Here is a 25,949-nt window from a genome sequence, read left to right on the forward strand (position 1 = left end):
CCGACCTCCCTTTATATTATTTTGGTTCTTTGAAAGTATTTATTTTTAAATCTTAGTTAAAACTGATCTCGGTTTCGTTTATTTTGAATTGATCCAGGTCAGTTTGTGCCATAGGCTTTCCAGCGGGCCTTGTTTATGTCCTTTCAGCCACCATTTACAGAAACTTACCTGCAACAGGAACAGGATGAAACCGATCAGCAGACTGACGGTATATCCGCAATAAGGAGCCAGGTATAAACCGAACGGGAAATAGATGATTGCTCCCATTATGGATTGGGAGATATAGTTTGTCAAACTCATCTTTCCGTAGAAACGTAATGAGGTAGTCAGTTTCTTGAATGAATCTTTCTGATATAATAAAACGAAAGAGGCAACCAGTACAACTGTGAAGGCAAACTTTTGCCACATATCCAGAATTACACCTACCGTATTTTTGATCATATCCGCATCACTGTTATCGTATAACATGACCTTCAACTGGTAGAGCGGACCGAATACAATCGCAGAAATGATCAGGGCTTTTACCCAGAAGCGGGTATTCGTGTCGGAAGTAACAAATAATTGTTTTCTGCCGATAAGCAATCCGAGCATGAACAGGCCGGCTGTTTGCAGGAAGCGACCGGCACCGATTGCCCAGAACAGGCTGGCCTTTTGTCCGAGTGTCACGTTGCCGAGGATGAATTTCCAAAAATCACCTTCTTTGGTGTAAGCGGCTACTTCGCCGTACATCTCTCCGACGCCCAGATTCGGCAGCGTATATTCAGGATTGAACAGGCTGGCGATATAATGGAACCATTCGACAGGCTGCAATAAAAGAATGATTGCCGTGATAAGGACCGCTTTATCACTCCATTTACGTACCAGAAAAAGGAATATTCCCACTACGCAGAACAACAGTAACACATCACCTGCCGGGAAGAAGGCGGCATTCAATGTGGCAAAACCTACCAGCAGAAGCAATCGCCAGAGGAAACGGTAACCGAAGTCTTTCCCTTTTTTCTGTTGGTTGGTATATTGGATATAAAATGTAAAGCCGAATAATAAAGCAAAAATAGCGTATGCTTTCCCGGCAAACAGCGAGAAGGTGACGCTGAAGACGCCTTCATTCAGAATGTTCAGCCATTCTGGTTGGCTGGCCGCATCCGGATATACCGGAAAGATAAAATGTTCCAGGTTATGAACCAGAATAATTGCCAGAACGGCAAAGCCTCGTAAAGCATCTACCACCTCGATACGGGGAATTTTGGAAGTTGGAGTTTGTTGCATGTCGATTATTATTTTTTGTTTAATAAATTCTTTACCAATTTGTTTGCCGGCTTTTCAAAATAGTAATATGACAGCAGGCTTAGTCCGGTCACGATAATTAATATGACGGGTATCCCCAGTTGATACGGGATATGGAGATCGTAGCTACGGATTATCCAGTTATATCCTTCTATTATGAAGAGATGTATCAGGTAAAAACTGAAACTGATTTCACCTCCAATAACAAGATATTTATTGGATAAAAGACGTGATATATATCCTTTCTGATGTGCAAAAACATACAGCAACAGACTGATAGGCAACCAGTAGTAACAGGAATAACGAAATACTTTGGGAATATATTCTCCCGCAGGCAGATAAAAAAGAAGGAAAAGCAGGACAACGGCTGTTTCGTAGACCGAAGCCTGTTTATAAGTCCATTCTTTCTGTTTGAATTTATCATACAGGTGGAACAATAGCATTCCGATCAGAAAATCCGGTAAACGGGTAAGCGGATTTACATACCATATCGCTTTTATATCTTGATCCATTGTGAAGTACATAGCTATTGGGATTGCGATAACCAGAACCCCGACAAGGTAAAGAATCCGGTTCTTTTTGCCCAGGCATCCGATAATAAAAGGAAACAGGAAATAAAATAATTGTTCGCATCCCAAACTCCATGACGGGCTGTTGAATGAAAAGAAATAATCGGCAGCAGGTATAAACGGTTGGAGAAGAAATAGATTGGCAACAAAATGTTTGATCCAGTCAATAAGATCCCCCGATATATATCCACCCACACAAACCGATATGCCAAGTGTCAGTAAATGGAGCGGATAGATGCGTGCGATACGAGCCACCCAAAATTCCCGCAATGTAGACTTTTGTTCAAGAAGCCTGTCGCGATAGGTATAAGCGATAATGAATCCGCTAAGAATAAAAAAGAAGTTTACACCCACAAATCCTTCTTTATAGAACAAATGGTCGAAATAGGGATCGATAGTGTAAATATGTGCTCCGAAAACCATTAATGCAAATAAAAAACGGAGCGATGTCAATGGGCTTATCATGGTAAAAGTCTGTTATTTGCCGCAAAGGTAACGAATTAAAGTAAAATCATTCTTCACATAGATCAAAATCGGAGGGAAGTAAGCATGGAATTCGTAGACAGAAGATGCCGGGCGACTTTCATATGAGCTAATGGAGAAAGCCCGTAAATTTCCGTTTATTGATTTATAGGGTAAATGTTGTTTGTCAAAATGTCAAATTAACCCTGTTGCCAGTGGACTGTATGTGTCCTTACTCAAGCATGTCCTTTTTTATTGCTCTTATGAGCAATGTTTGTATATCTTTATGTCGGTTTTTGTTTGTTGCGCCTGTCTTTTGGTCTGCATTGTGCTAATATTGTTGGATTTTGATATTGAATATGAACTATCTGTGTGAATGTGTTGTTTGAATCTGATACGATATTTGTCTCCGTCTGGAAAAATAATCTGCTGTAAAACATGTGTTTTGAGGGTAAAAAGACTCTGAAAAGAGGTCTCTTCGACCGAATTTAACAAAAATTTTCTCTTAAATAAATCTCCAATTCATTTAAAATGAAAAAAATCTCGTTTTAAACGAACTTGCAATTTATTTAAAACGGTGATTTGAATTTGGCTTTGATGAATTAAGTGTTAAATATTGTATAGCAAGTCCCTCTGCTTTGGTTGTCTTGCGTAATGTGGCTGATATGAAAATGTTTATAAATGGATCAATATAATAGATTATTGATGCTAAATGCATCAAATTGAAAAAGAGGGTATGGGGATTCATTTATTATATACTTGTCGTAATACATCCCGAATGATGACTGACATCTACTAGTCAATCTATATTATCTTTTGAAACTACCATAGGGTAATCTGGGGGTAGGATTGATTATTGCGAGCGTTGTTGTTATTAATATTTTCTCAAAAAACGTATCGCATTAAAGTGAAATAGATAATATGTAACCGTTAATTATGTTTGAAATTTATATATTGAAAATTTTTAGAGGGAAGAATGACCTTATCTGGCGTAACCTGTTGGCCTATGCGAAGAAACCTTGATTATCTCTGTTTATATGAATTGGTGTGATAGTTGTAAGATGATTTAAGTTCTGAAAGAACTCTGTTTTTCCTTTGCAAATATATTGAAATATTTATTTAATCATGATATAATTATGTAAAAATGTTGTATTCTAATTCAATTTTAACAAATAAGATTGATGTGTGCGTAAAAATCACTATAAAAGAGTAAGAAATTTCATACTACATCTTACTATTTTTTACTCACTGAAATAAAAACCAGTTTTTGAATGGAAATACGAGAATGGGCTGACAGAGTTCTTTCAGAACTTATATAAATAATGACAAGCAAATGACTATGAAAAGTGCGTCCAGTTCTATTGCCGGAGAGTGAATATTTCTACTTACCTGTACGACTGTCGCTCTTTTTATAAAAGATGTATTCTTTAAATTATAACTTTATGCTGAAAAAAACTAAGTTAGTAAGTCTAATTTTGCTATCGGGGGCCTTAGTTGTTCCTGTTGGTGCTTTTGCTGAGATTGCACCTGAAAAGCAAAGTGTTAGCGTTTCCCAGCAAAGCGGGAAAGTTAGTGGTGTGGTAGAAGATGCCTTAGGTCCTATTACCGGAGCTACTGTACTAGTGAAAGGAACTACAAATGGAAATGTTACCGATATGGATGGTAACTTTACATTGGAAAATGTGAAAAAGGGTGATGTCATTCAGGTCTCCTACATTGGGTTTGTTACGCAGGAAATCACCTACACGGGACAAACAGCCTTGAAGATTGTACTGAAAGAAGATTCCAAAGCCTTGGATGAAGTGGTGGTGGTTGGTTATGCTACTGTGAAAAAAGCCAATTTGACCGGTGCCGTGTCTGCAATAGATAGTAAGGTCCTCGAAGATCGTCCTATCGTCAACCTGGGACAAGGTTTGCAGGGGGCCATTCCTAATTTGAATGTGACGACCAGTGGCCGCCCGGGTACAGGTTCTTCTTTCAACATTCGTGGTACGACGGCATTAAGCGGTAGTAGCCCGTTGGTCTTGGTGGATGGTGTGGAAATGGATCCGAACTTGATTAATCCTCAGGACGTAAAATCAGTTTCTGTATTGAAGGATGCCGCTTCTGCTGCTATTTACGGTACACGTGCCGCTTACGGTGTTGTACTTATCACGACTAAAGGAGGCCGCAAAGATCAGCCAACGCAGGTTTCTTTTGATGCATCCGTTTCTTTTAACGGTCCGACTACCCGTCCTACTTATATGAATTCTATGGAGTGGGTGAACTGGATGAATACGGCAGAATATAACACCTCCGGGCGTGCGCTTTATTCAGAGTTTGATGAAGAATTTATGGAACATGTTCAGGCATATTATAATGATCCTGTCAATAATTCTCCTGTTTATGTTTCTTCAAATCCGAATTTAAGTAAAAACGGTACCCGTTATTCCTATTGTGGTAATACAGACTGGATGGAAGAGATGTATAAAAAGACTTATCCGGTACAAAATTATGGTGTGAATATCAGTGGCGGTACAAAAAAAGCTACTTATTATACCTCTCTGGGATATCTGAATCAAGGCTCTTTATTGAAATACGGAAATGAAGATTTCAAGAAGTTTAATATCATGAATAACATTAATTATGATGTTAATGACTGGTTGCATTTATCAATGAAGACAACTTATAACCGTACGAGTTTGTCGGGGTTGAATCAGGACAAGACGCATGGCGATAACTTTATGGGAGGCGATACGCGTCCGATCATGCCGGTGAAGCATCCGGATGGGAATTGGGCCGGTCAGGGTAATTTTACCAATTTCCCGGCAGTTCTTTCAAATGGTGGCCGTAAGACGGATAAGAATGACTTCTGGAATACGGTTGCATTGAAATTAACGCCGATCGAAGGTATGAATGTGAATATGGATTATACGTTTAATTATTATGCCGAGCATAATAAATTCCATATGAAATCATTTAATGAATACGGTGCGGACGGACAATTCCTTCAGATATTTACCTGGACAAATCCGAACTCTGTAGCCGAATCGCAAAAGAATGATACGTATAATGCATTCAATTTCTTCGGAGATTATGAAAAGACACTGGGACAGCATTATTTTAAAGTGATGCTCGGTTATAACCAGGAAAGTAAACATACACGTAGTTTTAGTGCCAGTCGCGAAGCTCTGATTGCGAATGATATACCTTCGATGAATGCTGCTACCGGAGAAAAATATGTGAGTAATGGCGAGGATTCCTGGGCTACCCGTAGCGGTTTCTTCCGTGTGAACTATACATTTGCCGATCGCTATTTGATGGAATTTAACGGGCGTTATGACCTTTCTTCCAAATTCCCGAAACATGACCGTTCCGCTTTTAATCCCTCTTTTTCTGTGGGATGGAAATTGTCGGAAGAAGCCTGGTTTAAAAGTATGACCAATAGTTTCTTTGATGAATTGAAGTTAAGAGGTTCCTATGGTAGTTTGGGTAACCAGGCATTGGATAACGGATGGTATGCTTACTTATCCAATTATGGAACCGGACAGATCGGTTGGATTATGGGGAGCAACCAGCCGCAGGCTGTTGGACCGGGCGGTCTGGTGAGCCAGTCTATTACCTGGGAAACCGTTACCCAATGGAATATCGGTCTTGATTTCAACATGGTAAATAGCCGCTTGAAGGGTGCGTTCGACTATTATCAGAGACGTACGTCTGATATTCTTTCGGCTGGAAAAATCTTACCGGGTGTTCTAGGTGCCAACGAACCTTTGGAAAATGCAGCAGAGTCACTGACGAAAGGTTGGGAATTCGAAATAAGCTGGAATGATCAGTTACCTAATGGCATACATTATAATGTTGGTTTTAACTTATCTGATTATCAGAGTGAAGTAACAAAGTTTGACAATATAGAAAGGAGCCTCAGCAACTCTTATGTAGGTCAAAAACAAGGTGAGATCTGGGGATATGAAACAGCGGGATTGTTCCAGAGTCCGGAGGAAATAGCCGGTGCACCTACTCAGGATAAAGTATCCGGTGGTATTCAGTTGATACCGGGGGATATTCGTTTTGCAGATCTGGATGGCAACGGAGTGATCGATTGGGGTGACAACACTGTTGATAATCCGGGTGATAAAAAGATAATCGGTAACTCGACTCCACGTTTCCATTATGGTATTAACTTGGGAGCAGACTGGAAAGGCGTGGACTTCTCCGTATTCTTCCAAGGGGTGGCTAAGCGCGATATAATGATGCCGGGATTACCTTTCCGTAATGGTTATTCCAGTGAATGGAATGTTCCTTCCGGTTATAATACGGATTATTGGTCAAAAGACAATACAGGTGCTTTATTCCCCGTTCCCCGTTTTAATGGCGGTTCGGCTATAGGGCAGAACCAGACTCGTTATTTGTTGAATGCAGCTTATTGTCGTTTGAAATCTTTGAGTATCGGTTATACGTTGCCGAAAGAATTTACATCGAAGTTTTCTATTGAAAAATTACGTGTTTATTTTACAGGAGAAAATCTCTTTACCATTTCAAATACTCCTGAAGGATTCGATCCGGAATTGGATGACCCCTATAAGTATCCGATGCAACGCGCTTGCTCTTTCGGTTTAAATCTAACTTTCTAAAAATAAAGGATTATGAAACAAATAATAGTATATATCGGAGTGGCAGCCGTGCTCTCATTAACGGCGTGTAACGACTCATTTCTGGAACGTTCTCCGCAGAGTATCAATGATAAAACGTTCTGGAATACACCGAGTGACTTGGAAGCTTATGTGAACAATTTTTATAGTTGGCTGCCTAGTGGCGTGACCTCTATTGCTGATGGGGAAAGTGACGACCAGGTACCTAACGGTATAAGCCAGTATTTCTGGGGACAGTATACCACACCTACACCTGAAGCATCTTCCTGGTGTAACTGGAGTAAAGGTGCATGGGAACCGATTCGTCTGACTAATTATTTTATGACACATTATAAGACAGTGGTCGGTTCTGAAGCGGATATAAATAAATATGTGGGTGAAAATCGATTTTTCAGGGCTCTGCAATATGCCGGATTGATGAGAACTTTTGGTGATCTTCCCTGGGTTGATAAAGAACTGGGCACTGATTCTCCGGAATTGTATGATGCGAAACTCAAACGGTATGAGATAATGGATAAAATCATAGAAGACTTTGATTTTGCCATTCAATGGTTACCCGAAAAACCGGCTGCCGGGCGTATCGGTAAAGATGTTGCCCGTCATTTAAAAGCCAGGACTTGTTTGCATGAAGCTACTTATTACAGATATCATACCGAGCTGGGATGGCAGGACAAGGCTGAACGTCTTTTGAAGTTAGCAGCCGACGAAACCGATGCAATTATTAACAGCGGGCGGTATGAAATTTATAATACGGGAAAACCGGAAAAAGATTATTATGAAATGTTCGTAATAGAAGATAAATCTAGTCTTAAAGAAGCAATTCTTCCGGTAACTTTTCTGGATGGAAAAAGAAAACATGGCATGAGCCGTACTTTATGGGAAGCTAATACCGGTTTTTCCAAGGATTTCATGGAAGGCTATTTGTGTAAGGATGGAAAGCCTATCTCGTTAAGCTCTTATTATAAAGGAGATGACAATATGCGTAACGAAACGGCAGACAGGGATCCCCGTTTGAAACAAACTGTTCTGACTTGGGATTTCCCGACTCGTGTAACCGTGTTGACAAATGACAGTACGTTTATAACAGAGGAATCTAAGTTTATCGATCAATATTGTTATACCGGTTATAAGTCTATCAAATATTTTATTCCGACTGATAAAGCATTTGAAGCGAATAATAATACGTACGATGGAATAGCTTATCGTTATGCTGAAACTTTGTTGATAAACGCTGAGGCTAAAGCTGAATTGGGTACAATCTCACAGGCAGATCTTGATAAAACGATTAATGTGCTGCGTGACCGTGTTGGTATGCCTCATTTGACAACAAATGTTGGTTTTACCGATCCGAACTGGACCAAGTGGGGATACGAACTTTCCCCGCTGTTGCAGGAAATCCGTCGTGAACGCCGTGTTGAACTGGCCGGTGAAGGACGTCGTTGGGATGACCTGATGCGGTGGAAAGCCGAAAGATTTGTGATAACATAAAAACGTATGTGGGTAAGCGCCAACCTGAAAAAGATGGTAAATATGCAATCGTATATCCTAATTATACGAATGAAGATTATTCTTATGAAACCGGAAAGAGCCGTACGTGGGATGATCGTTTATATTTACGTCCGATTCCTACAGCAGAACTACAGCGAAATCCGAATTTGCTTCCTCAAAATCCGGGATGGGATAAATAATAGTGAAAGGGGCTGTATCATGCAGTCCCTTTTTGTCTCTTTTAAATCATGAAAATACTATGAATGCAAGTAATATATTAATTGTTGGCCTTTGTGCTTGTACATTCTTGTCTTGTAAAGACGCGGAACCACCAGCTCCTATTTTGCCTGTTCCGACTCCGGAACAAGTTGCCTGGCAGAAAATGGAAAATTATGCTTTTGTACATTTCGGACTGAATACGTTCAATGATCTGGAATGGGGATATGGGAATACGCCTGCCGGAACATTCAATCCGACCGATCTGGATTGCGAACAGTGGGTGCGTGTCATTAAGGCGGCCGGACTGAAAGGGGTGATACTGACGGCCAAACATCATGACGGTTTCTGTCTGTGGCCTACAAAAACGGTCGATTATAATATTTCAAATTCTCCCTATAAAGATGGAAAAGGCGATATGGTCCGTGAACTGTCGGATGCCTGTAAGAAATACGGGCTGAAATTCGGCCTTTATCTCTCTCCCTGGGATCGCCATAATGCCGAGTACGGACGGGAAGGTTATCAGAAAACTTATCATGAACAGATCAACGAATTGATTTCCAATTATGGTCCGCTGTTCGAATTCTGGTTCGATGGGGCGAATGGCGGAAACGGATGGTACGGCGGTGCCGACGAAAGCCGTTCTATTAACCCGAAAGCATATTACGGCTATGAGACGGCCCGCGAAATGATTAAATCCAAGCATCCGGATGCCATGATCTTTGGTGGAACCGTTCCGGATATCCGCTGGATCGGTAATGAGTCGGGCTGGGCGGGCGAAACGAACTGGGCTCCTTATTCATACGATAAAGAAGAACATTACAGCCAGGCCCAGTGGGGAATGAAAGACGGTGATAAATGGCTGCCGGGAGAATGCGATGTCTCTATTCGTCCGGGATGGTTTTATCATCATCGCGAAGACCATCAGGTTCGTACCGTTCCTAATCTGGTGGATCTTTATTATCGCAGTGTCGGGCATAATGCCAATTTCCTGTTGAATTTCCCGGTCGCTTTGAGCGGACAGATTCATCCGGTCGATTCGGCACGCGCTGTCGACTGGTTTCACACCATCACGGCAGACTTGAAAGATAATTTACTGAAAGATATCAAACCGAGAGCCAGTGAAACCCGTGGTGGAACGTATAAAGCTGGCAATGTAACAGATGGTAACTGGGATTCTTATTGGGCTACCTCTGATGGCGTGACAACCGGGACGTTGACATTCCCGTTACCTGCCGGAACATCTCTGAACCGGGTGCTGATACAGGAATATATCCCGTTGGGGCAACGTGTTTGTGCTTTTACGTTGGAAGTAGAGAAAGACGGGAAATGGATGCCTGTTGAAACTGCCGATACGCTTTCGACGATCGGGTATAAACGTATCGTTCGTTTTAAAACAACTCCGGCGGATGCCCTCTGTATAAGTTTTACAGAATCGAAAGGTCCGTTGTGTATCAATAATGTGGAGGCTTTCCTGGCCCCTCCATTGTTAGAACAACCCTATATTATGCGTAATGCCAAAAACGAAGTACGCATCGGAACAGAAAGTGAAGGTGCCGATATTTATTATACGACGGATGGAACGGAACCGACTGCCCAATCTGCAAAATATGAGACACCGTTTATATGGGATACAAAAGGAACCGTAAAAGCCATTACTTGCGATCCTCAATCGGGTAAAACGGGACCGGTCGGCATGCGATATTTCGATCTTCCGGCTACTGATTATAAAGTTGTAAACCCTGTCGATGATCGTACGTCTTTGCTCTTTGACGGGAACGGTTATTCGACTTATTATCTGCCGGAAGGTAAAAATGAGTTGGCGATTGAACTGGCTGAACCGCATGTGATCAAAGGTTTTGTTTATACTCCGAATCAAGGGCGTGATGCGAGTGGTCATATCTCCAATTATCAGCTACTGGTAGATGGTAAAATAGTTGCTTCCGGTGAATTTTCGAATATCAAAAACAATCCGATAGAACAGGAAATACGTTTCGAGCCTGTGAAAGGTCAAAAATTAATCTTTAAGGCAACACGAATAGTGGATAATGCTAAACGTGTTGGAATTGCTGAATTTTCTGTTATTACAGAAGATTGAGGTATTCAACATAATTGATGGTGACAGCAAGGGCTTGTGAAGGTCCTTGCTGTTTTGCGAAACTAAGCCTCTGTCCTGAATCGGCATATGTCGTCGACTGAGACGACTGTCATCCCGTGTTTTTTTGCAAAATTAATGATTTCCGGCATGCGTGCCATTGTCCCGTCTTCATTTGTCAGTTCGCATAAAACGGCTGTGTCTCCCAGACCGGCGAGTTTCACCAGGTCTACGCTTCCTTCGGTGTGGCCCCTTCGTTCTAAAACGCCGTTATCTCTGGCTTGCAAGGGGAAAACATGTCCCGGATGGGATAAGTCCTCCGGTTTGGCACCTAGGGCAATTGCCGTTTTTATCGTTTGTATCCTGTCGGCAGCCGAGACTCCGGTGGTTACCCCTTCTTTGGCTTCTATCGAGATGGTGAATGCTGTCTGGTTCTTACTGGTGTTGTCGTCTACCATCTGATGCAAACCGAGTGATCTGCATTTTTCGGAAGTGAGGCACAGGCATACGATGCCGCTGCATTCACGGATCATCAAAGCCATGTCTTTTACTGTCATCTTTTCTGCGGAATAGATAATATCTCCTTCGTTTTCCCTGTTCTCGTCATCGACCAGCAGAATACCTTTTCCTGCCTGTAAACAGCTGATCGCCTTTTCTACACGTTCTTTGTAGTCAACACCGAAATCTTTGATCGTTTTCATTTTCAAACCCTGTAATTTAAGTAGTTGTTAAATCGTTAACATATTGCTACAGGGCAGGAGGGAATACTATATACAACATTTTTCCTGCATAATGACTATGCCGGTAGAATTGTCGTACTATCGTTATTGTCTTCTTCTCTCATCCAGACTTTAACTGTCGGTCCCGGATTTCCACCAGGTCAGTCCTCTGTTTTGCAGAGGAGTCGCGGACTGTCACCGCCGGTAGGGAGTTACGCCCTGCCCCGAAGAATACTGGTCACAAAAATAGAAAGAATTAGGAAAACAAACAGGATAAACAGATTAAAAGTGCAATTCTGAAAACAATAATTATATTTGTAGAAATATTAATCAATAAAATATCATGGGACACAATTGCAGCAAATGCCCGATACGGGCGAAATTTGAAAAAAATCCACGGTCGTTATTAGGTCGTTTCTGGCGTTGGCACATTGATTATTGTCCGGGTTGGAAAGCTTATTTCATATCGTTGGATGCGGATGAGCAACAGCTATTGCGTAATAAGTATAACTTCAAAAAATATGAGTAAGATGCTCACCGATATCCGTTTGCGAAGTCAGCAATTAGTTCGTCCGGAATTTAAAGATCCCAAGGATTTGGTTTCCTGGATGGGAGCTGTCCAGGCACAGGAGTATAGAATGGTTAAGTGGGCGCTGGGAATACGGCTGAAATCAGCTACATTACAGACTATTAACGATGCGTATCAGCGGGGAAATATTCTGCGGACTCATGTGATGCGTCCCACCTGGCATCTGGTAGCAGCGGAAGATATCCGTTGGATGCTGAAGTTATCGTCGCAACGGATCATAGCAGCGTGCAACTCCTTTGCTAAAGGTAACGGAGTGGATATTCCTGAAAGTACCTACACCAAAGCGAATGATTTGTTTCAAAAGGTATTGGAGGGTAATAACCATCTTACAAAACAAGAATTGGAAGATGAGATTGTGAAGGCTGGTATTATGCCTGATTCTCCTAAATTAGGTTATCTTTTCACACGGGCAGAACAGGAAGGTATTATATGCAGCGGAGCAGATAGAAAAGAAAAGGCGACCTATGCTCTATTGGAAGAACGTGCTCCTAAGGTTAAAGAATTACATAAGGAGGAAGCATTGGCTTTGCTTGCGAGAAAATATTTCAGAAGCCATTCGCCGGCCAGCCTGAGTGATTTTGTCTGGTGGTCGGGCTTACCTGTGGCAGAGGCACGTCAGGCAATTGCTGCAATCGACGGTGAATTGAATAAAGAGAAATTTGCCTCGCAGGAATTGTTTCTCCATCAGCTGTGGGACAAAAAGTTCAGGGCTAGCAATGTATTACATTTTATGCCTCCTTTTGATGAATATCTTATCAGTTACAAAGATCGTACCGCTGCGATGGATAAAGAACACCATCCGAAGGCCTTTAATAATTTCGGAATATTTTATCCGGTCATTTTATATAACGGGCAGATTGTCGGTAACTGGAAAAAAGTAAAAAAGAAAGGTGGAATTTCGTTTGAAACATCCTTCTTCATCGAATGTCCGGATTTAAATAAAGAATCATTGGAAGAGGCCGGGGAGAGATATAAGGCCTTTTATAATTTTTAATTGAGAAATTTATGAAACTAACGGTATTGGTAGATAATAATACATATATAGATCAGTATTATCTGGGGGAGCCGGCAGTCTGTTATTATATAGAAGACGGTGAAACCGGTTTGTTGCTCGATACCGGTTATTCGGATGTTTACATCCGTAATGCAAAGGCGTTGGGGATAGACCTGGCACAGGTCTCTGTAATCGCTTTGTCCCATGGGCACAACGACCATACCCGTGGATTGCAATATTGGTCCGGGGGTATGTAGATAGCAATGATGTTTGCCATGTCGGTAAATTGATTGTGCATCCCGGATATCAGAATCAGGGAATCGGTAAGGCCCTGATGTATGAAATTGAAAAGTATTTTCCGGCTTGCCGTAAATTAGTGTTGTTTACCGGAGAGGAAACGCCCAATACCTTACATTTGTATGAAAAAGTAGGTTACCATATCGTTTCGAAAGAAAAAATGGGAGGCCTTTCTATGATTTTGATGGAAAAGGTTATAATTTGTTGATATTTTACTGTCAGATCATGTTTCTCAAAATATTTTTATAACTTGCCGCCTGTTTATCTATGTGATGTATAAATTCTTGGAACAATGAATAACAGACCGTTTCTATTTTTAATAATCAATCTTTTCCTACTGACAATATCCATTTCCTGTAGTAAGCTGGAAAGAGAAAAAGATACGCTCGAATTGTATACAACTTCTCTCTTAATAAATCAGGAAGGAGGGGAAGAGTGCATAGATCTTATGGCGAATGGTCTGTGGGAGATTCAGGATATTCCGGATTGGATCTCGGCCAGTCCTACATCGGGCGATGGTTATGGCATGGTAACTATCAAGGTGGCAGAAAATAAAGGGGTTGAACGAAGAAAGGCTTCTCTGCAATTTTCCCATGGAAAAGCAACGGAGACGTTGGAAGTGGAACAATTGGGTTTGAAGGAGGTGGATCCTTTTCTTGAGTTTAGTAGAAACCCCATGGATGTGGGTTGTTTTGCAGGAACACAAACTATAAAGTTAACCACCAATAGACCGTGGGAAGTATATATTGTTCCTAAATGGATCTCCATTACCCCTTCCTCCGGAGATGAATCAACAGAAATAACCATTAACATAGCAGAGAATCGCAGCCCTGACGGGAGACAGGCTAAGGTCGTGTTTTCAGGAGAGTTCGGACAAAGGGTTTTGGAAGTCAATCAGTCAGGTCTTCGTGATATCGCTATATCCCCGGGATTGCCTATTTTTTCTTTTAAACAACTGGAATTTACGGGCGATCTGAGTTGGTGCAATGCATGGACTAACAGTATGTTCATAAATCCCGCTATTCAGGATAAAATTTATTTGGGTAATCTTGTGAGTCATAATGCCCAATCAAATATTAATATCCCTGAATTTACCGGATATACATTCAATCCCATAACCATTTCGACATCTGCTGCTGTTGAAGAAGTTGTAAAGACTTATGTTCCTTCTCAGAAAGAGCAGGATACATTTGCCCGGCAAATCATGGAAAATATGTCTGATCAGAATGTCTCTTTTGAGATAGACAATGGGACGTTTGATTTCTATAGCCATAAACAGTTATACATGGCAGGTATGATTAATCTGGGAGTAAAGCTGGATGAGGCTGTGTCGGGTGTTTCTTTTTTAGAGAAAGAAATGCCAAGAAAGTACGGACTGATTTATTCATTCAAACAAATCCTTTTCACGCTGGACATGGATCGTCCTGAAAAACTTATAAAAGAAGAGTTGAAGGAGGTTGATAAAGGGAGAGGCGTTTCATATGTCGCTTCTGTGAGTTATGGTAGGATAGGATTGTTGGTCGTAGAGTCGGATATAGATTCGCGTGATGTCCGATTGGCGATAAATAAAGTAATAGCCGGTGAATCTCTGTCTCAGGAAGAAACGAATATCCTTTCTGCGGTAGATGTTTGCTATGTCTATTTTGATAAAGACAAGAATGTACAGACCCAAAAAGGTGGTTTGGATGTCGTAAATGCCTATAAAGAGGCTATTTTAAAGGAGAAAGACTGTATTTATCCCGTTGAATTCAGTTTGTCCGATTATACGGATCATTCGCTTAATAGTATTTCGTTTAGTTGTAGAGCAGAGGAATAGTTCCTGGTTACATTAACTATAGAAAAGGCTGCCGGAAAAAGTTTATCTTTGTAAGTTGTTCGATGACCGGATAAACAGATACAAACGAAATATATACGTATGTTACAAAATAGTGATGCAGAGAAGAAAGTAATCAGGAGAATCGCCGTCTTTTGCGGTTCAAGCCGTGGGACAGAGCGGATATTTGAAGAACAGGCTTACGAATTGGGAAAGACGTTGGCCGTTCAAAACATTGAATTGGTTTATGGCGGGGCCAATGTGGGATTGATGGGTACTGTTGCCAACGGAGTCATGGAAAATGGAGGCAAAGCCATCGGGGTCTTACCTGCTTTTTTGAAGAAAGTGGAGATTGCCAATTTGAATCTGACGGAACTTGTGATGGTCGATACCATGCATCAGAGGAAAGCGAAAATGAATGAACTCTCTGATGGTGTCATTGCCCTTCCGGGAGGTTTCGGTACACTCGAAGAATTTTTTGAGATGCTGACCTGGGCCCAGTTAGGTCTTCACCGGAAACCTGTAGCTCTTTTGAACGTAGACGGATTCTATGATGCCCTTCTGGCATTGGTCGATACAATGGTCGACAGAGGATTCCTCCGAAAAGAAAACAGGGAAATGCTTCTGGTCAGCGACAATATAGAAGACCTGCTGGATAAAATGAGAAAATACGAAGCCCCGTCAGTCGGTAAGTGGCTGAACAGGGCGGGACTTTTGAATAAATGATCGTTGCCGGTTTTATAATTTGATTATCTCCATATCCTCAGGGACGAAAATATTCCCGGAGAAGTTCTCCCGTGCTTCGGCCGTATATTTTTCTTTACGTGTAGCGAGGGTTTTATCGACATGCTTTTAGTTTCCTTTTCAGATACCAGGTAATGAGGGCGAGTGTTACCAATGCCACAAAAACATAGCTTATTTCCCTGCTGTATCTCTCCAGTTCTTCCAGCAACCGGTCTTCCGGTAGTATCTGTGCCAGATAATATCCGAGCAGCACCAGGATACTGTTCCAGATGGCCGAACCGAGTGTTGTGAACAGGATGAAGGCGGGAAGCCGCATTCGTGCCAGTCCGGCAGGGATGGAAATGAACTGTCGCACGGCCGGTATTAACCTTCCGAAGAAAGTCGATATCTTGCCGTGTTTCAGGAAGAATGCCTCCACATACTCTATCTTTTGCCGGTTTATGCCGAGCAGATGGCCGAAACGGCTGTCGGCAAATTTATAGACGATGGGCCTGCCGACGAAGAGGGCGAGATGGTAATTGATTAACGCCCCGATGAGCGCTCCCAAGGTTGTGAAAAGTATCACGAGGAAAATATTCATCTCACCGTTTGCCGCCTTGTAGGCGGCAGGTGTGACAATCAACTCGGATGGTAGCGGGACCAGCGAGTTTTCAAGTATCATGAGGATTAAAATCACCCAGTAGCTGAGGTGTTCCAGGCACCATTGGATCAGATCTGAAAAGTCCATAGGGTATTTTATGCATTATTATCGTTGGGTACCTGAACCAGTATTTTATCTATTCTGGCTCCATCCATATCAACAATTTCGAAGCGGAAGTTGTTCCATTCGGCTTGTTCCCCGGATTGGGGGATATGTCCCAACTGTTCCAGCAATAATCCTCCTACCGTATGATAGTTACATCTTTCATATAAATCTTCTTTATCGAAATAAGATAGGAAATCATAAAAAGAACACTGTCCGTCGACCAACCAGCCGTCGTTGTTGCTCCGTTGGATAATCTCCGGTTCCTTCTGCGTATCGTTGATGGTGCCTAACAAGGCTTCCAGAATATCCCTGAGTGTTATAATTCCCTGGCACATACCGAATTCATCGCATATAAGAGCGCGGCTTATTCCCTGTTCTTTCATTTCTTCAAGCACTTTATATACACTCATGTTCTCATGGAAATAGAAAGCCGGGCGGACGATACATTCCAGATTGAAATCAGGTGTATCCAGATGGAGAACCAGGTCTTTCAGAAAGATGACCCCTTCCACGTCTCCCTTTTTCTTACCGGTCACCGGATACATTTCATATAAGTCCTGTTCGATAGTCTTTTTCACTTGCTTCTTATCCATATCCAGGTCCAGCCAGATGATATCATTCCGCTGTGTCATAATGGAACTGACCTTCAGGTCGCCCAGGATGAAAACACGTTCGACGATGTCCTGCTCTACTTCCTGTACTTCTCCGCCTTCCTTTCCTTCCTGTACGATCGATTTGATTTCTTCTTCCGTCACCTTATTATCCGAGTCCTTTATGCCCAGCAGATTGAACATGCAGGAAGTGCTTTTCGACAGCAGCCATACAAACGGGGCGGCTGCCAGCGATAAGATATACATCGGGCGGGCAACAACTTTGGAAGCTTTTTCTGCAATACTCAAACCGATTCTTTTAGGAACAAGTTCGCCGAATATTAAGGTCAGGTAAGTGACGGCTACAACAATCAACCCCTGGGCAATGAGGGATGCGTAAAGAGGGGATACTCCCCAATTCTTCAGGATAACCGAGAAGTCGTCCGTCAAAGCTGCACCGGAATAGATACCGGTCAGGATACCGATCAGTGTGATGCCGATTTGAATGGTCGAGAGGAAACGATCCGGCTCATTTGCCAGTTTTAGGGCCAGTTTGGCCGCTTTACTGCCTTTCTTTGCGTCAGTGTTCAGGCTCGATTTGCGGGCGGAGATTAATGCGATTTCAGACATGGCAAATATGCCGTTCAATAGGATAAGTGAAATGATTATTATTATTTCGTTCATGAAAATGATACTGTTTTAGTTTATTATTTAAATGTCTTATGGGCGGGGCCGGAGAGTTTGCATACGGTGGTAGTATCATAATATATGATACAAGAATATTATAATATATGCGAACGGAGTATCATAATATATGATACAGCAGTCTTATAATATATGATATTATGCTTTCGTCCGGTGAAAGAATATGGCTGTGTACTAAATAAGGAACGTACAGAACAAGGAATGTATCTGCCGTGGGGCAGGCCTGTTGTTAACGGGTATATAGTAATCGATATGAACCAGCTGTGTGAACAGGTCGGGAAGCGGTACGGAACAAACCGGAATCAGGGGATGAACGGGACGGCTCCCGTTGCGGTAAAACAGTTCGTCCGTATTACCCGGCTCATCGGTATCTTCCGCTTGGTTGGAAATTTCCGTCTGGTCTGCTGTATGTGTATCATAATTGGGCACAACGTATCCGAATACATCGAGTAACACCAGGAATAACATGATGATACAGATTGCCCGTGCTTTGACAGTATAAATCGTATGTTGCGTAAATGCCATGCAATAATGTACAGCTGAATTTGGGTACGAAAATACATATTCGTCTGTTCGGTACATAGTATTCAACGCGTTTTTGTATTACTTTAACGAATTTGCTTTAACATCCATCTATTTGAGTATCTTTCTCATGTTTCTTTCCGTAAGAGTATTATATTTGTTGTGAGTATACTATAAACTAATGAATAAACTTATGGCAGGAATTGAGGATTTGAAGATATTATTGTCTTCTATGAAACCGGAATTAGATAGTAGGGAATTTGTATTCTGTACGTTTGATAATCCCCTCTCTATGGAGGCAATAACGGATTTAACCCTGATTGGTACTTTTCGGGAAAAAGAGGGATTGACATTAATTATTACAACAGATGATGCGTCATCGAACGGTATCCGTTTTGATACTGTCTATAAATTAATATCACTCACAGTTCATTCAAGTCTCAATGCCGTGGGATTAACCGCTGCCATAGCCACAAAACTAGCATCAAAAGATATCAGTGCTAATGTTGTAGCGGCTTATTATCACGACCATATATTTATTCAGAAGGAGAAAGCTGGGCAGGCGATGGAGGCTGTAATGGAATTACAAGCAGAATCTTTAGTTAACGCCTGACGTTTGTTTTTGCGGATTATTGGATCGACTTTGCTTAAGCATCCATTCATATATTTGAGGATGCTTTTCGTAAAGATACTGTATGCCATGTCCTTCACCTTCTAATTTTGTAAACTTAATTTTTCCTTCACATTTATCTAATGTGTTTACAATTCGTTCTGTTTCTGTGATAGGTATCAAATTATCGGCAGTTCCATGAAACGCCCATATTGGAATATTTTTGAGATTACATATACGAGTTGTATCGCTGTCATTACAACCTCCACATAAGGGTACTATTGCTGCAAACTTATCAGGATGATCCATTGCAACGATATATGTACCGTATCCTCCCATACTTATTCCGGTGAGGTATACTTTATCGGGATTGATCCTATATTTTGCTATTATTTTTTCATATAACGGTTCAAACCAATTATCCGAAGACCAATATTTATTATCGGGACATTGGGGCGATACAATAATAAAATCGAAATCATTACCCTGATCCACTAAATAAGGCAATCCGTACTCCTTCAATTTGTTTAAATCATTCCCTTTATGCGATCCTCCATGAAGATAGATTACAAGAGGATAATTTCTGGTTTGCCTGGAATAATCTTTAGGTAAGTATACCAGGTAATCATAGTCTGCTCTGGACTTTGACTGTGAGTTGATATACCCGCAGATATAAAAAGTAAAAATCAGGAGTAAATATATTGTTCTCATCTTATTGCTTCTTTTATTATAATTGTCCATTCAACTTCATCCTCTCTCAAATTTACATAGAGTTGCTTATAATACAATTCTTCAATCAACTCATTTGTTTCTTTGTTGAATATTTGTAGGTAACCGGAATCTGAAAAAATCATTTTATCATCTACACTATGTATAATCTCCGGAGAGGTCACTTTCAGGTATTTTTTACTGTGATTGACAAAAACGACGGCATTCTTTAAATAGCGTTTATTCCCTACGATGGAATCTGATTGTGCAACTTCAAATATATCATCATAATCATTGAATACAGGTTGTGCTTGTATTTGGTTTGTTTTTAAAATATGCCCCCATTTACTAGGTTTGTATATATTAATTGTATAATCAAGTAACTCGATACCTCCATATTTTCCGTGCCCGGGAATTACGATCTTTGCGGTTCCGTAATTTTCTTTCACTTTTAGTATTGTATTTGACCATTCTTTTAGATTAGCATCACCTATATTGCCATACCAACCTCCGATACTTCTCACTTCATTCCCCCCAAATAAGACCTTATCTTTAGGGATCCATACGACAATGCCATCTTCAGTATGTGCTGCTCCCAGGTAATGTGCGATAACTTTCTCTCCACCAACGGTTAGCTCCAACTTTGGATTGAACCCTGTTTGAGGAACAGGTAAATTTTTCTCTTTACATATCTTTCGGGTGAGTTCATTTGCAAATGTTTTTATGCCGTAACTATTTACTGCATTGATTCCACCCATAGCATCGGGATGCCACCGGTCTATAACATATCCTATTATTTCTAGTTTTTGGTTTTTAACCCAATTAATAAGATTTTTGGTTTCTATCTCTGTTTCCGGTGTGGAAACAATGATAGCCTCTCCTTTATTAATAAATATAATACCATTATTGTCCTTGCTCGTATGCAGGTAAGTATGTTCTGTTAACTTTATTATTTTGAGGTTTTCAGAAATACTTACTTCTTGTCCGTATGATATAGGACAACAGGAAATAAAGATTAATCCGGATATAATGAGTGTGATGAATTTTCTCATGATTATCTTCTTGTGGCTCTGCTGTTTTAGTCAGAGTGTACAAAGGTATCAAAATTATAGTGTTAAAAGCATAGACTCCATGCAGTCTTTTCCATATTAGCGCATCATAGTTATATGATGTTGTGGGACATGGACAGAGAGGACTTCGTAGATTTGTGCAAAAAAGGTGATGAGCAGGCATTAAACCAGCTTTATAAAACTTATTCGGGAAAGATGATGAAGATATGCCTTCGTTATGTGCCCGACAGACAAATTGCACAAGACCTGCTGCATGACGGTTTCATTGTTATCTTTACTTCCATCGGCTCATTGCGTAATCCTGAGAGGCTGGAAAGCTGGATGGGAGTCGTGATGAAGAATATCGCACTTCATTATCTCAGTCAAAACAATATGGTTAATACCATTCCTCTGTCTGATGTGTCTGAAGAAGATGAACCTGCGGAAAGTCCTTTCATGGCTGATTTGGTATCGTATGACCAGTTGATGGAATTGGTGGAAGGGCTTCCCGAAGGTTATTCGAAGGTGTTCAAGCTGGCGGTGCTTGAAGGGTTGCCTCATAAAGAGATAGGTGACTTGTTGCATATAGCTCCTCACTCATCATCTTCGCAATTGCATCGTGCGAAAGCGTTGCTGAAAAAGATGATTGTCGATTGTCGCCTGGTTATTATAATGTTGCTGCTGCTTCTTATCCCGCTATTCTACAATTATCTGCCCTGGAAAAAGAAACAACAAAGCCATCAGCCTAAGATAGCGGTACGTCAACCGAAAGCTGAAAAAAGGGAGGAAGACAAGCAGACCGATTCACAGGAACAGGAGGTTCGTTCCGGTACGGGAGAACGTTCACAATTACCAGAACTGATTAGTGCGCCACCGCTGGCGGATGCAGGAAAAGTTCCGCCTATCTTACCTGCCGGGAATATTACGATAAGTGTGCCACCTGTTGATAAGCCGTTGTTTATTTCTGATTTGCCAAGTGCGACTATCTCCGGTTTGTGTCCGGAAGGAAGTTTTGTCTCCGTGCAACGTAAAAAGAAAGCAGGAGCGTGGAAGTTTATGCTGGCAGGTTCGTTAGGTCCGCAACTAGCTCAGAATATATACAAACTGATTGCTACTCCCCATTCTGACAGTGGAGTAGGGGCTGATCTTCCTCAGCAGGTAAGCACCTGGGAGGATTATTACACTTACCTGAATGCCCGTTATCAGGAAGGTACTTTGGGCGATTCAGTTACGATAATGAATATCGCAAAAAACAATCAGGGAGATATTGTAGAAAGTCAACACCACTATTCCCCTGTTACCATTGGGCTTTCGGCAAATAAAAAATTAAACGAACGCTGGAGCCTTGAAACGGGCTTGCAATATACTTTCCTGAAATCCGACTTTACCACAGGTAATGATTTCCGTATTCAGGAAACACAAAAAATCCATTATCTAGGAATCCCTTTCCGTGTCTCTTATCGCTGGGGTAATTTCAGGAATTTCTCGCTTTACTCGACAGTGGGTATGCAACTTGATATTCCGTTAAAAGGGACGCTTCAAACTTCTCATATTACGGACAGCATACCTATGAGTATGGGCTGTCAGTCGTTGAATGTACCTCTACAATGGTCGATTAATGCCAGTACAGGTGTACAATATCATTTCACTCCCCGCATCAGTCTCTATATAGAGCCTACTGTCAATTATTATATTCCTGACGGAAGCGGGTTGCGTACTATCCGGAAAGAGCACCCGGTGACATTCACGGTTCCTGTCGGCTTACGTTTCAGTTGGTAGGGAAAAACAATAAGTTTCAATAAAATGATTTAACCACGCAGTCTTTTGCCTGAAAGAATATCATACTTATAGATATTTAAAAACAGGAAAGAGATGCAGGAACGACATATCAACCGTGACCGTTATTTTGAAGAACAGGCACAAACGACTCGGAAATATTATATTCCATATATAAAGCAAATAGTGGGTGACCTTCCGGAGAAAGTTTTGGAAGTAGGATGTGGCGAAGGAGGTAATCTGCTCCCTTTTGCCGAGTCAGGTTGTGAAATAGTCGGAGTGGATATTGCCACTTTACGAATAGAGCAGGCTCGAACATTCTTCGCCCGAAGAAATCAGAAAGGGACCTTTATCGCATCTGATATTTTCCGATTAAAAGACCTGGAAAAGCATTTTCCGCTTATCCTGATACACGATGTGATTGAACATATCAATGATAAATCTCAATTCCTGTCCGGTATGAAACGTTATCTGTCGGCTGGTGGTGTGATCTTTATCGCCTTCCCTGCCTGGCAGATGCCGTTTGGCGGACATCAGCAGATAGCACGGGGCAGGGTTGTTTCGCATCTTCCTTTCATACATTTGCTTCCACGGGTTTTATATAAATGGATACTGGATACAGGCGGTGAAGAAGAAGATACAATAAAGGAGTTGCTGAGTATTAAAGAAACGAAATGTACCATTGAAATGTTCCGGAATCTTGTAAAACAGGCGGGTTATCAGATTGTTGACCAGCAATTATTTTTTATAAATCCGCATTATGAGGTTAAGTTCGGATTATCACCGCGAAAGCTGGGTAGAGTTCTTTCTTCCATTCCGTATCTGAGAAACTTCTTTAGTACAAGTTGCTTTTATTTGTTGAAGAAAACAGAAGATAAAGAGAGTTGAATGACTACAATTTATATTTAAGAATGGTCATTTTAACCTTTGTAGATAACAGCTAGAGAGAGATTTGATTAACTCTGATAACCGTTATCTATATAAGGTTAAAACTATTAGATTATCTATTGTTTCTCTCCTGTTACCGTAATTGAGTAGATTCCGACATTTCCTGATTTATATTTCTGAATTGTATTTTCATCCAAATGTTCATATAGTACTTCATCGGGGATAATTACTGTCTTAGTCCTTTCCACACGGATATTTGTGAAATTCACTTTTTCTATCTCTGCTAAATAGTCTTCTTTTTGAATGGCACTAGCGATACAGCCTGCATACATAGCAGCATTGTCGGTAAACTCTTTGGGGAATATCCCATTCAGTACGACATCAGAGATGCAAAAATGTCCGCCCGGTTTTAATACACGGTAGATTTCTTTGAAAATAATATTTTTTTGAGGAAGCAGGTTTAATACACAGTTGCTGACAATCACATCTGCTGTATTGTCCCGTAAAGGCATATTTTCAATATCTCCTTCTAAAAATTCAATATTCGTATATCCCCGCTTGAGTGCATTGGCTCGTGCTTTAGCTATCATTTGAGGAGCAAAATCAATGCCGATGACTTTGCCGCTTTCACCAACCTCCGAGCGGGCTATAAAACAATCATTTCCTGCTCCTGAACCCAAATCGATAACGGTGTCCCCCTTTTTGATGTTGGCATATTGGGTGGGTAATCCACATCCAACTCCTAAGTCAGCATCGGGTTCATATCCCTTTAGGTTTTTATAGTCTTCACTCATTATAGTGAATACTTTCTTTGATGGGGTTGCCGGGGATTTGCCGCAGCAGCAACCTTTTAGCGTATCGGAATCTAATGCTAGTTCGTTATAACGCTGTTTTACCAATTCTTTTAAATCCTGATTCTCTTTCATATTCTCTCTATGTTAAATTAAATCTATTAGTATTAGTTCGTAAAAACACGAACAATATTCTCAAAAAAAGGTGCTGTTATTCACAGCACGATGTATTCGTAGAATTACAATTATTCCATAAAGCAGCAAATAAATTGCGGGCAAGTTCCCAATTTTCCCGGTTGATACAATACCTGACTTTAGGAGTTTCTATTTCTCCCTGGATTAATCCGGCATCTTTTAATTCTTTTAAGTGTTGTGAAACAGTAGCTTTAGCAATTGGTAGTTCTTCGTGGATGTCCCAAAAAAACAACTGTCCTGTTTGGCTAAAAAATTAAGAATAGCCATCCGTGCCGGATGTCCTATCGCTTTAGCAAAACGGGCAATCTGCTCTTGTTCTTTTGTATATTGTTTTGTTTTCATTATTCCTTTACTGTTTGTTGTTCGCAAAACTACGAATAACATTCTGCTATCCAAATGTAACTAGGTCTTTTTAGTCAATTTAAAGGTTTAGTATGATTTTGACAGGTCTCAAAAGCCGGGGAATGTCATGCGGAACACTGTTCCTTCTCCCGGCTCTGAGGTCACAATAAGTTCTCCGCCGTGGAGTTGCATAATGCGGCGGGATAGTGGCAGTCCTATTCCGCTTCCTTCTTTTTTGGTGGAATAAAAGGGAGTGAAGATATCTTCCAGTCGGTTTTCCGGAATGCCTTCCCCGTTATCAGTTACTTGTATGAATGAAAAGGTAGCTTCTTTTCCTGACTCAACCCTGATTTGTGGCTCTGGGTTATTTGCGGTGGCCTGTAAGGCGTTGCGGATAAGATTAATGAGTGCCAGTGTTATTAAGTTTTGATCCAGTAAGATTTCTATGTTTTCCGGTGAAATATAACGGATATTCTCACTGCCTTGTTCCGAACTCAATAACCGTTCAAGCTTGTCGAACAAAGAACTGATTTGAACTTTTGCTTTGACCGGGTCAGGCAGGTGTGTTAACCGGTGATAGGCATTCAGGAAAATATTCAGCTGCTGCACCTGCTGGTTAATGGTTTGCAGTCCGTCAATTGTTCCTTCTTTTCCGTATTCATTATTATATTTAATCAGGTCGGCTGACAAAGAGGCTATCGGTGTAATGGAGTTTCTGATTTCATGTGTCAATACCCGAATGATACTCTCGTAATAGAATCGCCGTTCCTCTAATTCGGTATGATTGTTTTCAAATTGTGTGATAATCCGGTTCATCACCCGGAATAACCCGTTCAGGAATTTATCGTCCCCTTTTTCTGTGAAGTGGGCGTTGAAATCGTTGTTATTGATTGCGCTGAAGAAACTTTCTAGCTGGCGGTTTGTCTTGTCCATTTTCCTTATCAGCATAATAGCCAAAGCTATGATCATACAGATGCAGATAAAAGCAAAGAATAGGGAAGTCCGGCTGATTAAAAGCCAGGCACCTATGAGTGAGAATAACACGATTCCTGTTATTCCTCCGATAATGATCCGATGTAATCTGCGATTCAACATATCCTTTGTCACAAAAGTACAATTTAAACCGA

21 protein-coding genes, 2 pseudogenes and 1 riboswitch are annotated in these 25,949 nt (G+C 41.1%); of the genes and pseudogenes, 12 read left to right on the plus strand and 11 right to left on the minus strand.

What is annotated here, in order from left to right:
• Positions 1-78: 78 nt before the first annotated feature.
• Positions 79-1,266, minus strand: coding sequence for a DUF418 domain-containing protein (locus K6V26_RS24415; protein ID WP_224264121.1), 1,188 nt, complete (start codon positions 1,264-1,266; stop codon positions 79-81).
• An 8-nt stretch (positions 1,267-1,274) separates the two neighbouring features.
• Positions 1,275-2,318 carry an acyltransferase family protein gene (locus tag K6V26_RS24420; protein ID WP_224264122.1) on the minus strand — a complete coding sequence of 348 codons (1,044 nt, stop codon included), beginning with the start codon at positions 2,316-2,318 and terminating at the stop codon, positions 1,275-1,277.
• A gap of 1,439 nt (positions 2,319-3,757) precedes the next feature.
• Between K6V26_RS24420 and K6V26_RS24425 the strand changes: the two genes are divergently transcribed.
• The 3 genes and pseudogenes from K6V26_RS24425 to K6V26_RS24435 all read left to right on the plus strand — a co-directional run bounded on the left by K6V26_RS24425 (position 3,758) and on the right by K6V26_RS24435 (position 10,748).
• Positions 3,758-6,928, plus strand: a complete 3,171-nt coding sequence (locus K6V26_RS24425; protein WP_224264123.1) for a SusC/RagA family TonB-linked outer membrane protein — start codon at positions 3,758-3,760, stop codon at positions 6,926-6,928.
• A 12-nt stretch (positions 6,929-6,940) separates the two neighbouring features.
• Positions 6,941-8,634: pseudogene (locus K6V26_RS24430) on the plus strand (RagB/SusD family nutrient uptake outer membrane protein).
• A gap of 59 nt (positions 8,635-8,693) precedes the next feature.
• A complete protein-coding gene (locus K6V26_RS24435; RefSeq protein WP_224264124.1) occupies positions 8,694-10,748 on the plus strand; it encodes an alpha-L-fucosidase in 2,055 nt (684 codons plus the stop codon).
• Positions 10,749-10,810: 62 nt separating this feature from the next.
• Here the strand turns inward: K6V26_RS24435 and ribB are convergent, their stop codons facing one another.
• Positions 10,811-11,446, minus strand: a complete 636-nt coding sequence (gene ribB, locus K6V26_RS24440) for a 3,4-dihydroxy-2-butanone-4-phosphate synthase (protein WP_224264125.1) — start codon at positions 11,444-11,446, stop codon at positions 10,811-10,813.
• A 127-nt stretch (positions 11,447-11,573) separates the two neighbouring features.
• Positions 11,574-11,700: riboswitch (FMN riboswitch) on the minus strand.
• Between the two features lie 107 nt (positions 11,701-11,807).
• Between ribB and K6V26_RS24445 the strand changes: the two genes are divergently transcribed.
• The 6 genes from K6V26_RS24445 (at position 11,808) to K6V26_RS24470 (ending at position 15,883) form a co-directional block, all read left to right on the plus strand.
• Positions 11,808-11,993: a hypothetical protein gene (locus tag K6V26_RS24445; RefSeq protein WP_224264126.1), complete on the plus strand. Its 186-nt coding sequence runs from the start codon at positions 11,808-11,810 to the stop codon at positions 11,991-11,993.
• 1 nt (position 11,994) lies between these two features.
• A complete protein-coding gene (locus K6V26_RS24450; RefSeq protein ID WP_224265877.1) occupies positions 11,995-13,047 on the plus strand; it encodes a winged helix DNA-binding domain-containing protein in 1,053 nt (350 codons plus the stop codon).
• An 11-nt stretch (positions 13,048-13,058) separates the two neighbouring features.
• Positions 13,059-13,304: an MBL fold metallo-hydrolase gene (locus tag K6V26_RS24455; protein ID WP_224264127.1), complete on the plus strand. Its 246-nt coding sequence runs from the start codon at positions 13,059-13,061 to the stop codon at positions 13,302-13,304.
• A 35-nt stretch (positions 13,305-13,339) separates the two neighbouring features.
• A complete protein-coding gene (locus tag K6V26_RS24460; protein WP_262905189.1) occupies positions 13,340-13,552 on the plus strand; it encodes a GNAT family N-acetyltransferase in 213 nt (70 codons plus the stop codon).
• A gap of 84 nt (positions 13,553-13,636) precedes the next feature.
• Positions 13,637-15,160: a BACON domain-containing protein gene (locus K6V26_RS24465; protein ID WP_224264129.1), complete on the plus strand. Its 1,524-nt coding sequence runs from the start codon at positions 13,637-13,639 to the stop codon at positions 15,158-15,160.
• Between the two features lie 99 nt (positions 15,161-15,259).
• Positions 15,260-15,883: an LOG family protein gene (locus tag K6V26_RS24470; RefSeq protein WP_046146058.1), complete on the plus strand. Its 624-nt coding sequence runs from the start codon at positions 15,260-15,262 to the stop codon at positions 15,881-15,883.
• 112 nt (positions 15,884-15,995) lie between these two features.
• On the opposite strand, the gene K6V26_RS24475 is transcribed toward K6V26_RS24470, so the two are convergent.
• The 3 genes from K6V26_RS24475 to K6V26_RS24485 all read right to left on the minus strand — a co-directional run bounded on the left by K6V26_RS24475 (position 15,996) and on the right by K6V26_RS24485 (position 18,466).
• Complete coding sequence (locus K6V26_RS24475; protein ID WP_010800909.1) at positions 15,996-16,628, minus strand: DedA family protein; 633 nt, start codon at positions 16,626-16,628, stop codon at positions 15,996-15,998.
• Positions 16,629-16,636: 8 nt separating this feature from the next.
• The gene (locus tag K6V26_RS24480; protein WP_224264130.1) at positions 16,637-17,920 is read right to left on the minus strand and encodes a hemolysin family protein; all 1,284 of its coding nucleotides are present in this window, start codon (positions 17,918-17,920) and stop codon (positions 16,637-16,639) included.
• Positions 17,921-18,115: 195 nt separating this feature from the next.
• Positions 18,116-18,466, minus strand: coding sequence for a hypothetical protein (locus tag K6V26_RS24485; protein WP_224264131.1), 351 nt, complete (start codon positions 18,464-18,466; stop codon positions 18,116-18,118).
• Between the two features lie 190 nt (positions 18,467-18,656).
• Here K6V26_RS24485 and K6V26_RS24490 point away from each other — a divergent pair, with 190 nt between their 5' ends.
• Complete coding sequence (locus K6V26_RS24490) at positions 18,657-19,076, plus strand: ACT domain-containing protein (protein WP_224264132.1); 420 nt, start codon at positions 18,657-18,659, stop codon at positions 19,074-19,076.
• Here K6V26_RS24490 and K6V26_RS24495 read toward each other — a convergent pair.
• Positions 19,062-19,784: a carboxylesterase family protein gene (locus tag K6V26_RS24495; protein ID WP_224264133.1), complete on the minus strand. Its 723-nt coding sequence runs from the start codon at positions 19,782-19,784 to the stop codon at positions 19,062-19,064. The two genes, K6V26_RS24490 and K6V26_RS24495, sit on opposite strands and share 15 nt — an antisense overlap.
• Positions 19,781-20,833 (minus strand): subclass B1 metallo-beta-lactamase, long type, encoded by a 1,053-nt coding sequence (gene bla, locus K6V26_RS24500; protein WP_224264134.1) that lies wholly within the window; start codon positions 20,831-20,833, stop codon positions 19,781-19,783. The genes K6V26_RS24495 and bla overlap by 4 nt, the downstream gene beginning before the upstream one ends.
• A gap of 129 nt (positions 20,834-20,962) precedes the next feature.
• Here bla and K6V26_RS24505 point away from each other — a divergent pair, with 129 nt between their 5' ends.
• Together K6V26_RS24505 and K6V26_RS24510 are read left to right on the plus strand one after the other, a co-directional pair.
• Positions 20,963-22,609, plus strand: coding sequence for a sigma-70 family RNA polymerase sigma factor (locus tag K6V26_RS24505; protein WP_224264135.1), 1,647 nt, complete (start codon positions 20,963-20,965; stop codon positions 22,607-22,609).
• A 93-nt stretch (positions 22,610-22,702) separates the two neighbouring features.
• On the plus strand, positions 22,703-23,494 hold the full coding sequence (locus tag K6V26_RS24510; RefSeq protein ID WP_224264136.1) for a class I SAM-dependent methyltransferase: 792 nt from the start codon (positions 22,703-22,705) through the stop codon (positions 23,492-23,494).
• A gap of 116 nt (positions 23,495-23,610) precedes the next feature.
• Here the strand turns inward: K6V26_RS24510 and arsM are convergent, their stop codons facing one another.
• From arsM to K6V26_RS24525, 3 genes and pseudogenes are all read right to left on the minus strand, one after another.
• Positions 23,611-24,420, minus strand: coding sequence for an arsenite methyltransferase (gene arsM / locus K6V26_RS24515; protein ID WP_009860065.1), 810 nt, complete (start codon positions 24,418-24,420; stop codon positions 23,611-23,613).
• A 76-nt stretch (positions 24,421-24,496) separates the two neighbouring features.
• A pseudogene (locus K6V26_RS24520) lies at positions 24,497-24,822 on the minus strand (ArsR/SmtB family transcription factor).
• A 108-nt stretch (positions 24,823-24,930) separates the two neighbouring features.
• Positions 24,931-25,917 (minus strand): sensor histidine kinase, encoded by a 987-nt coding sequence (locus tag K6V26_RS24525; RefSeq protein WP_224264137.1) that lies wholly within the window; start codon positions 25,915-25,917, stop codon positions 24,931-24,933.
• Positions 25,918-25,949 lie beyond the last annotated feature (32 nt).

The organism is Parabacteroides goldsteinii (assembly GCF_020091425.1).
In the GTDB taxonomy this organism is placed as follows: domain Bacteria; phylum Bacteroidota; class Bacteroidia; order Bacteroidales; family Tannerellaceae; genus Parabacteroides; species Parabacteroides goldsteinii.

What these genes read in the sequence shown, in the direction of transcription:
- K6V26_RS24415 (WP_224264121.1), bottom strand. Translation starts at nt 1,266, where the DNA reads ATGCAACAAACTCCAACTTCCAAAATTCCCCGTATCGAGGTGGTAGAT.
- K6V26_RS24420 (WP_224264122.1), bottom strand. Translation starts at nt 2,318, where the DNA reads ATGATAAGCCCATTGACATCGCTCCGTTTTTTATTTGCATTAATGGTT.
- K6V26_RS24425 (WP_224264123.1), top strand. Translation starts at nt 3,758, where the DNA reads ATGCTGAAAAAAACTAAGTTAGTAAGTCTAATTTTGCTATCGGGGGCC.
- K6V26_RS24435 (WP_224264124.1), top strand. Translation starts at nt 8,694, where the DNA reads ATGAATGCAAGTAATATATTAATTGTTGGCCTTTGTGCTTGTACATTC.
- ribB (WP_224264125.1), bottom strand. Translation starts at nt 11,446, where the DNA reads ATGAAAACGATCAAAGATTTCGGTGTTGACTACAAAGAACGTGTAGAA.
- K6V26_RS24445 (WP_224264126.1), top strand. Translation starts at nt 11,808, where the DNA reads ATGGGACACAATTGCAGCAAATGCCCGATACGGGCGAAATTTGAAAAA.
- K6V26_RS24450 (WP_224265877.1), top strand. Translation starts at nt 11,995, where the DNA reads ATGCTCACCGATATCCGTTTGCGAAGTCAGCAATTAGTTCGTCCGGAA.
- K6V26_RS24455 (WP_224264127.1), top strand. Translation starts at nt 13,059, where the DNA reads ATGAAACTAACGGTATTGGTAGATAATAATACATATATAGATCAGTAT.
- K6V26_RS24465 (WP_224264129.1), top strand. Translation starts at nt 13,637, where the DNA reads ATGAATAACAGACCGTTTCTATTTTTAATAATCAATCTTTTCCTACTG.
- K6V26_RS24470 (WP_046146058.1), top strand. Translation starts at nt 15,260, where the DNA reads ATGTTACAAAATAGTGATGCAGAGAAGAAAGTAATCAGGAGAATCGCC.
- K6V26_RS24475 (WP_010800909.1), bottom strand. Translation starts at nt 16,628, where the DNA reads ATGGACTTTTCAGATCTGATCCAATGGTGCCTGGAACACCTCAGCTAC.
- K6V26_RS24480 (WP_224264130.1), bottom strand. Translation starts at nt 17,920, where the DNA reads ATGAACGAAATAATAATAATCATTTCACTTATCCTATTGAACGGCATA.
- K6V26_RS24485 (WP_224264131.1), bottom strand. Translation starts at nt 18,466, where the DNA reads ATGGCATTTACGCAACATACGATTTATACTGTCAAAGCACGGGCAATC.
- K6V26_RS24490 (WP_224264132.1), top strand. Translation starts at nt 18,657, where the DNA reads ATGGCAGGAATTGAGGATTTGAAGATATTATTGTCTTCTATGAAACCG.
- K6V26_RS24495 (WP_224264133.1), bottom strand. Translation starts at nt 19,784, where the DNA reads ATGAGAACAATATATTTACTCCTGATTTTTACTTTTTATATCTGCGGG.
- bla (WP_224264134.1), bottom strand. Translation starts at nt 20,833, where the DNA reads ATGAGAAAATTCATCACACTCATTATATCCGGATTAATCTTTATTTCC.
- K6V26_RS24505 (WP_224264135.1), top strand. Translation starts at nt 20,963, where the DNA reads ATGGACAGAGAGGACTTCGTAGATTTGTGCAAAAAAGGTGATGAGCAG.
- K6V26_RS24510 (WP_224264136.1), top strand. Translation starts at nt 22,703, where the DNA reads ATGCAGGAACGACATATCAACCGTGACCGTTATTTTGAAGAACAGGCA.
- arsM (WP_009860065.1), bottom strand. Translation starts at nt 24,420, where the DNA reads ATGAAAGAGAATCAGGATTTAAAAGAATTGGTAAAACAGCGTTATAAC.
- K6V26_RS24525 (WP_224264137.1), bottom strand. Translation starts at nt 25,917, where the DNA reads ATGTTGAATCGCAGATTACATCGGATCATTATCGGAGGAATAACAGGA.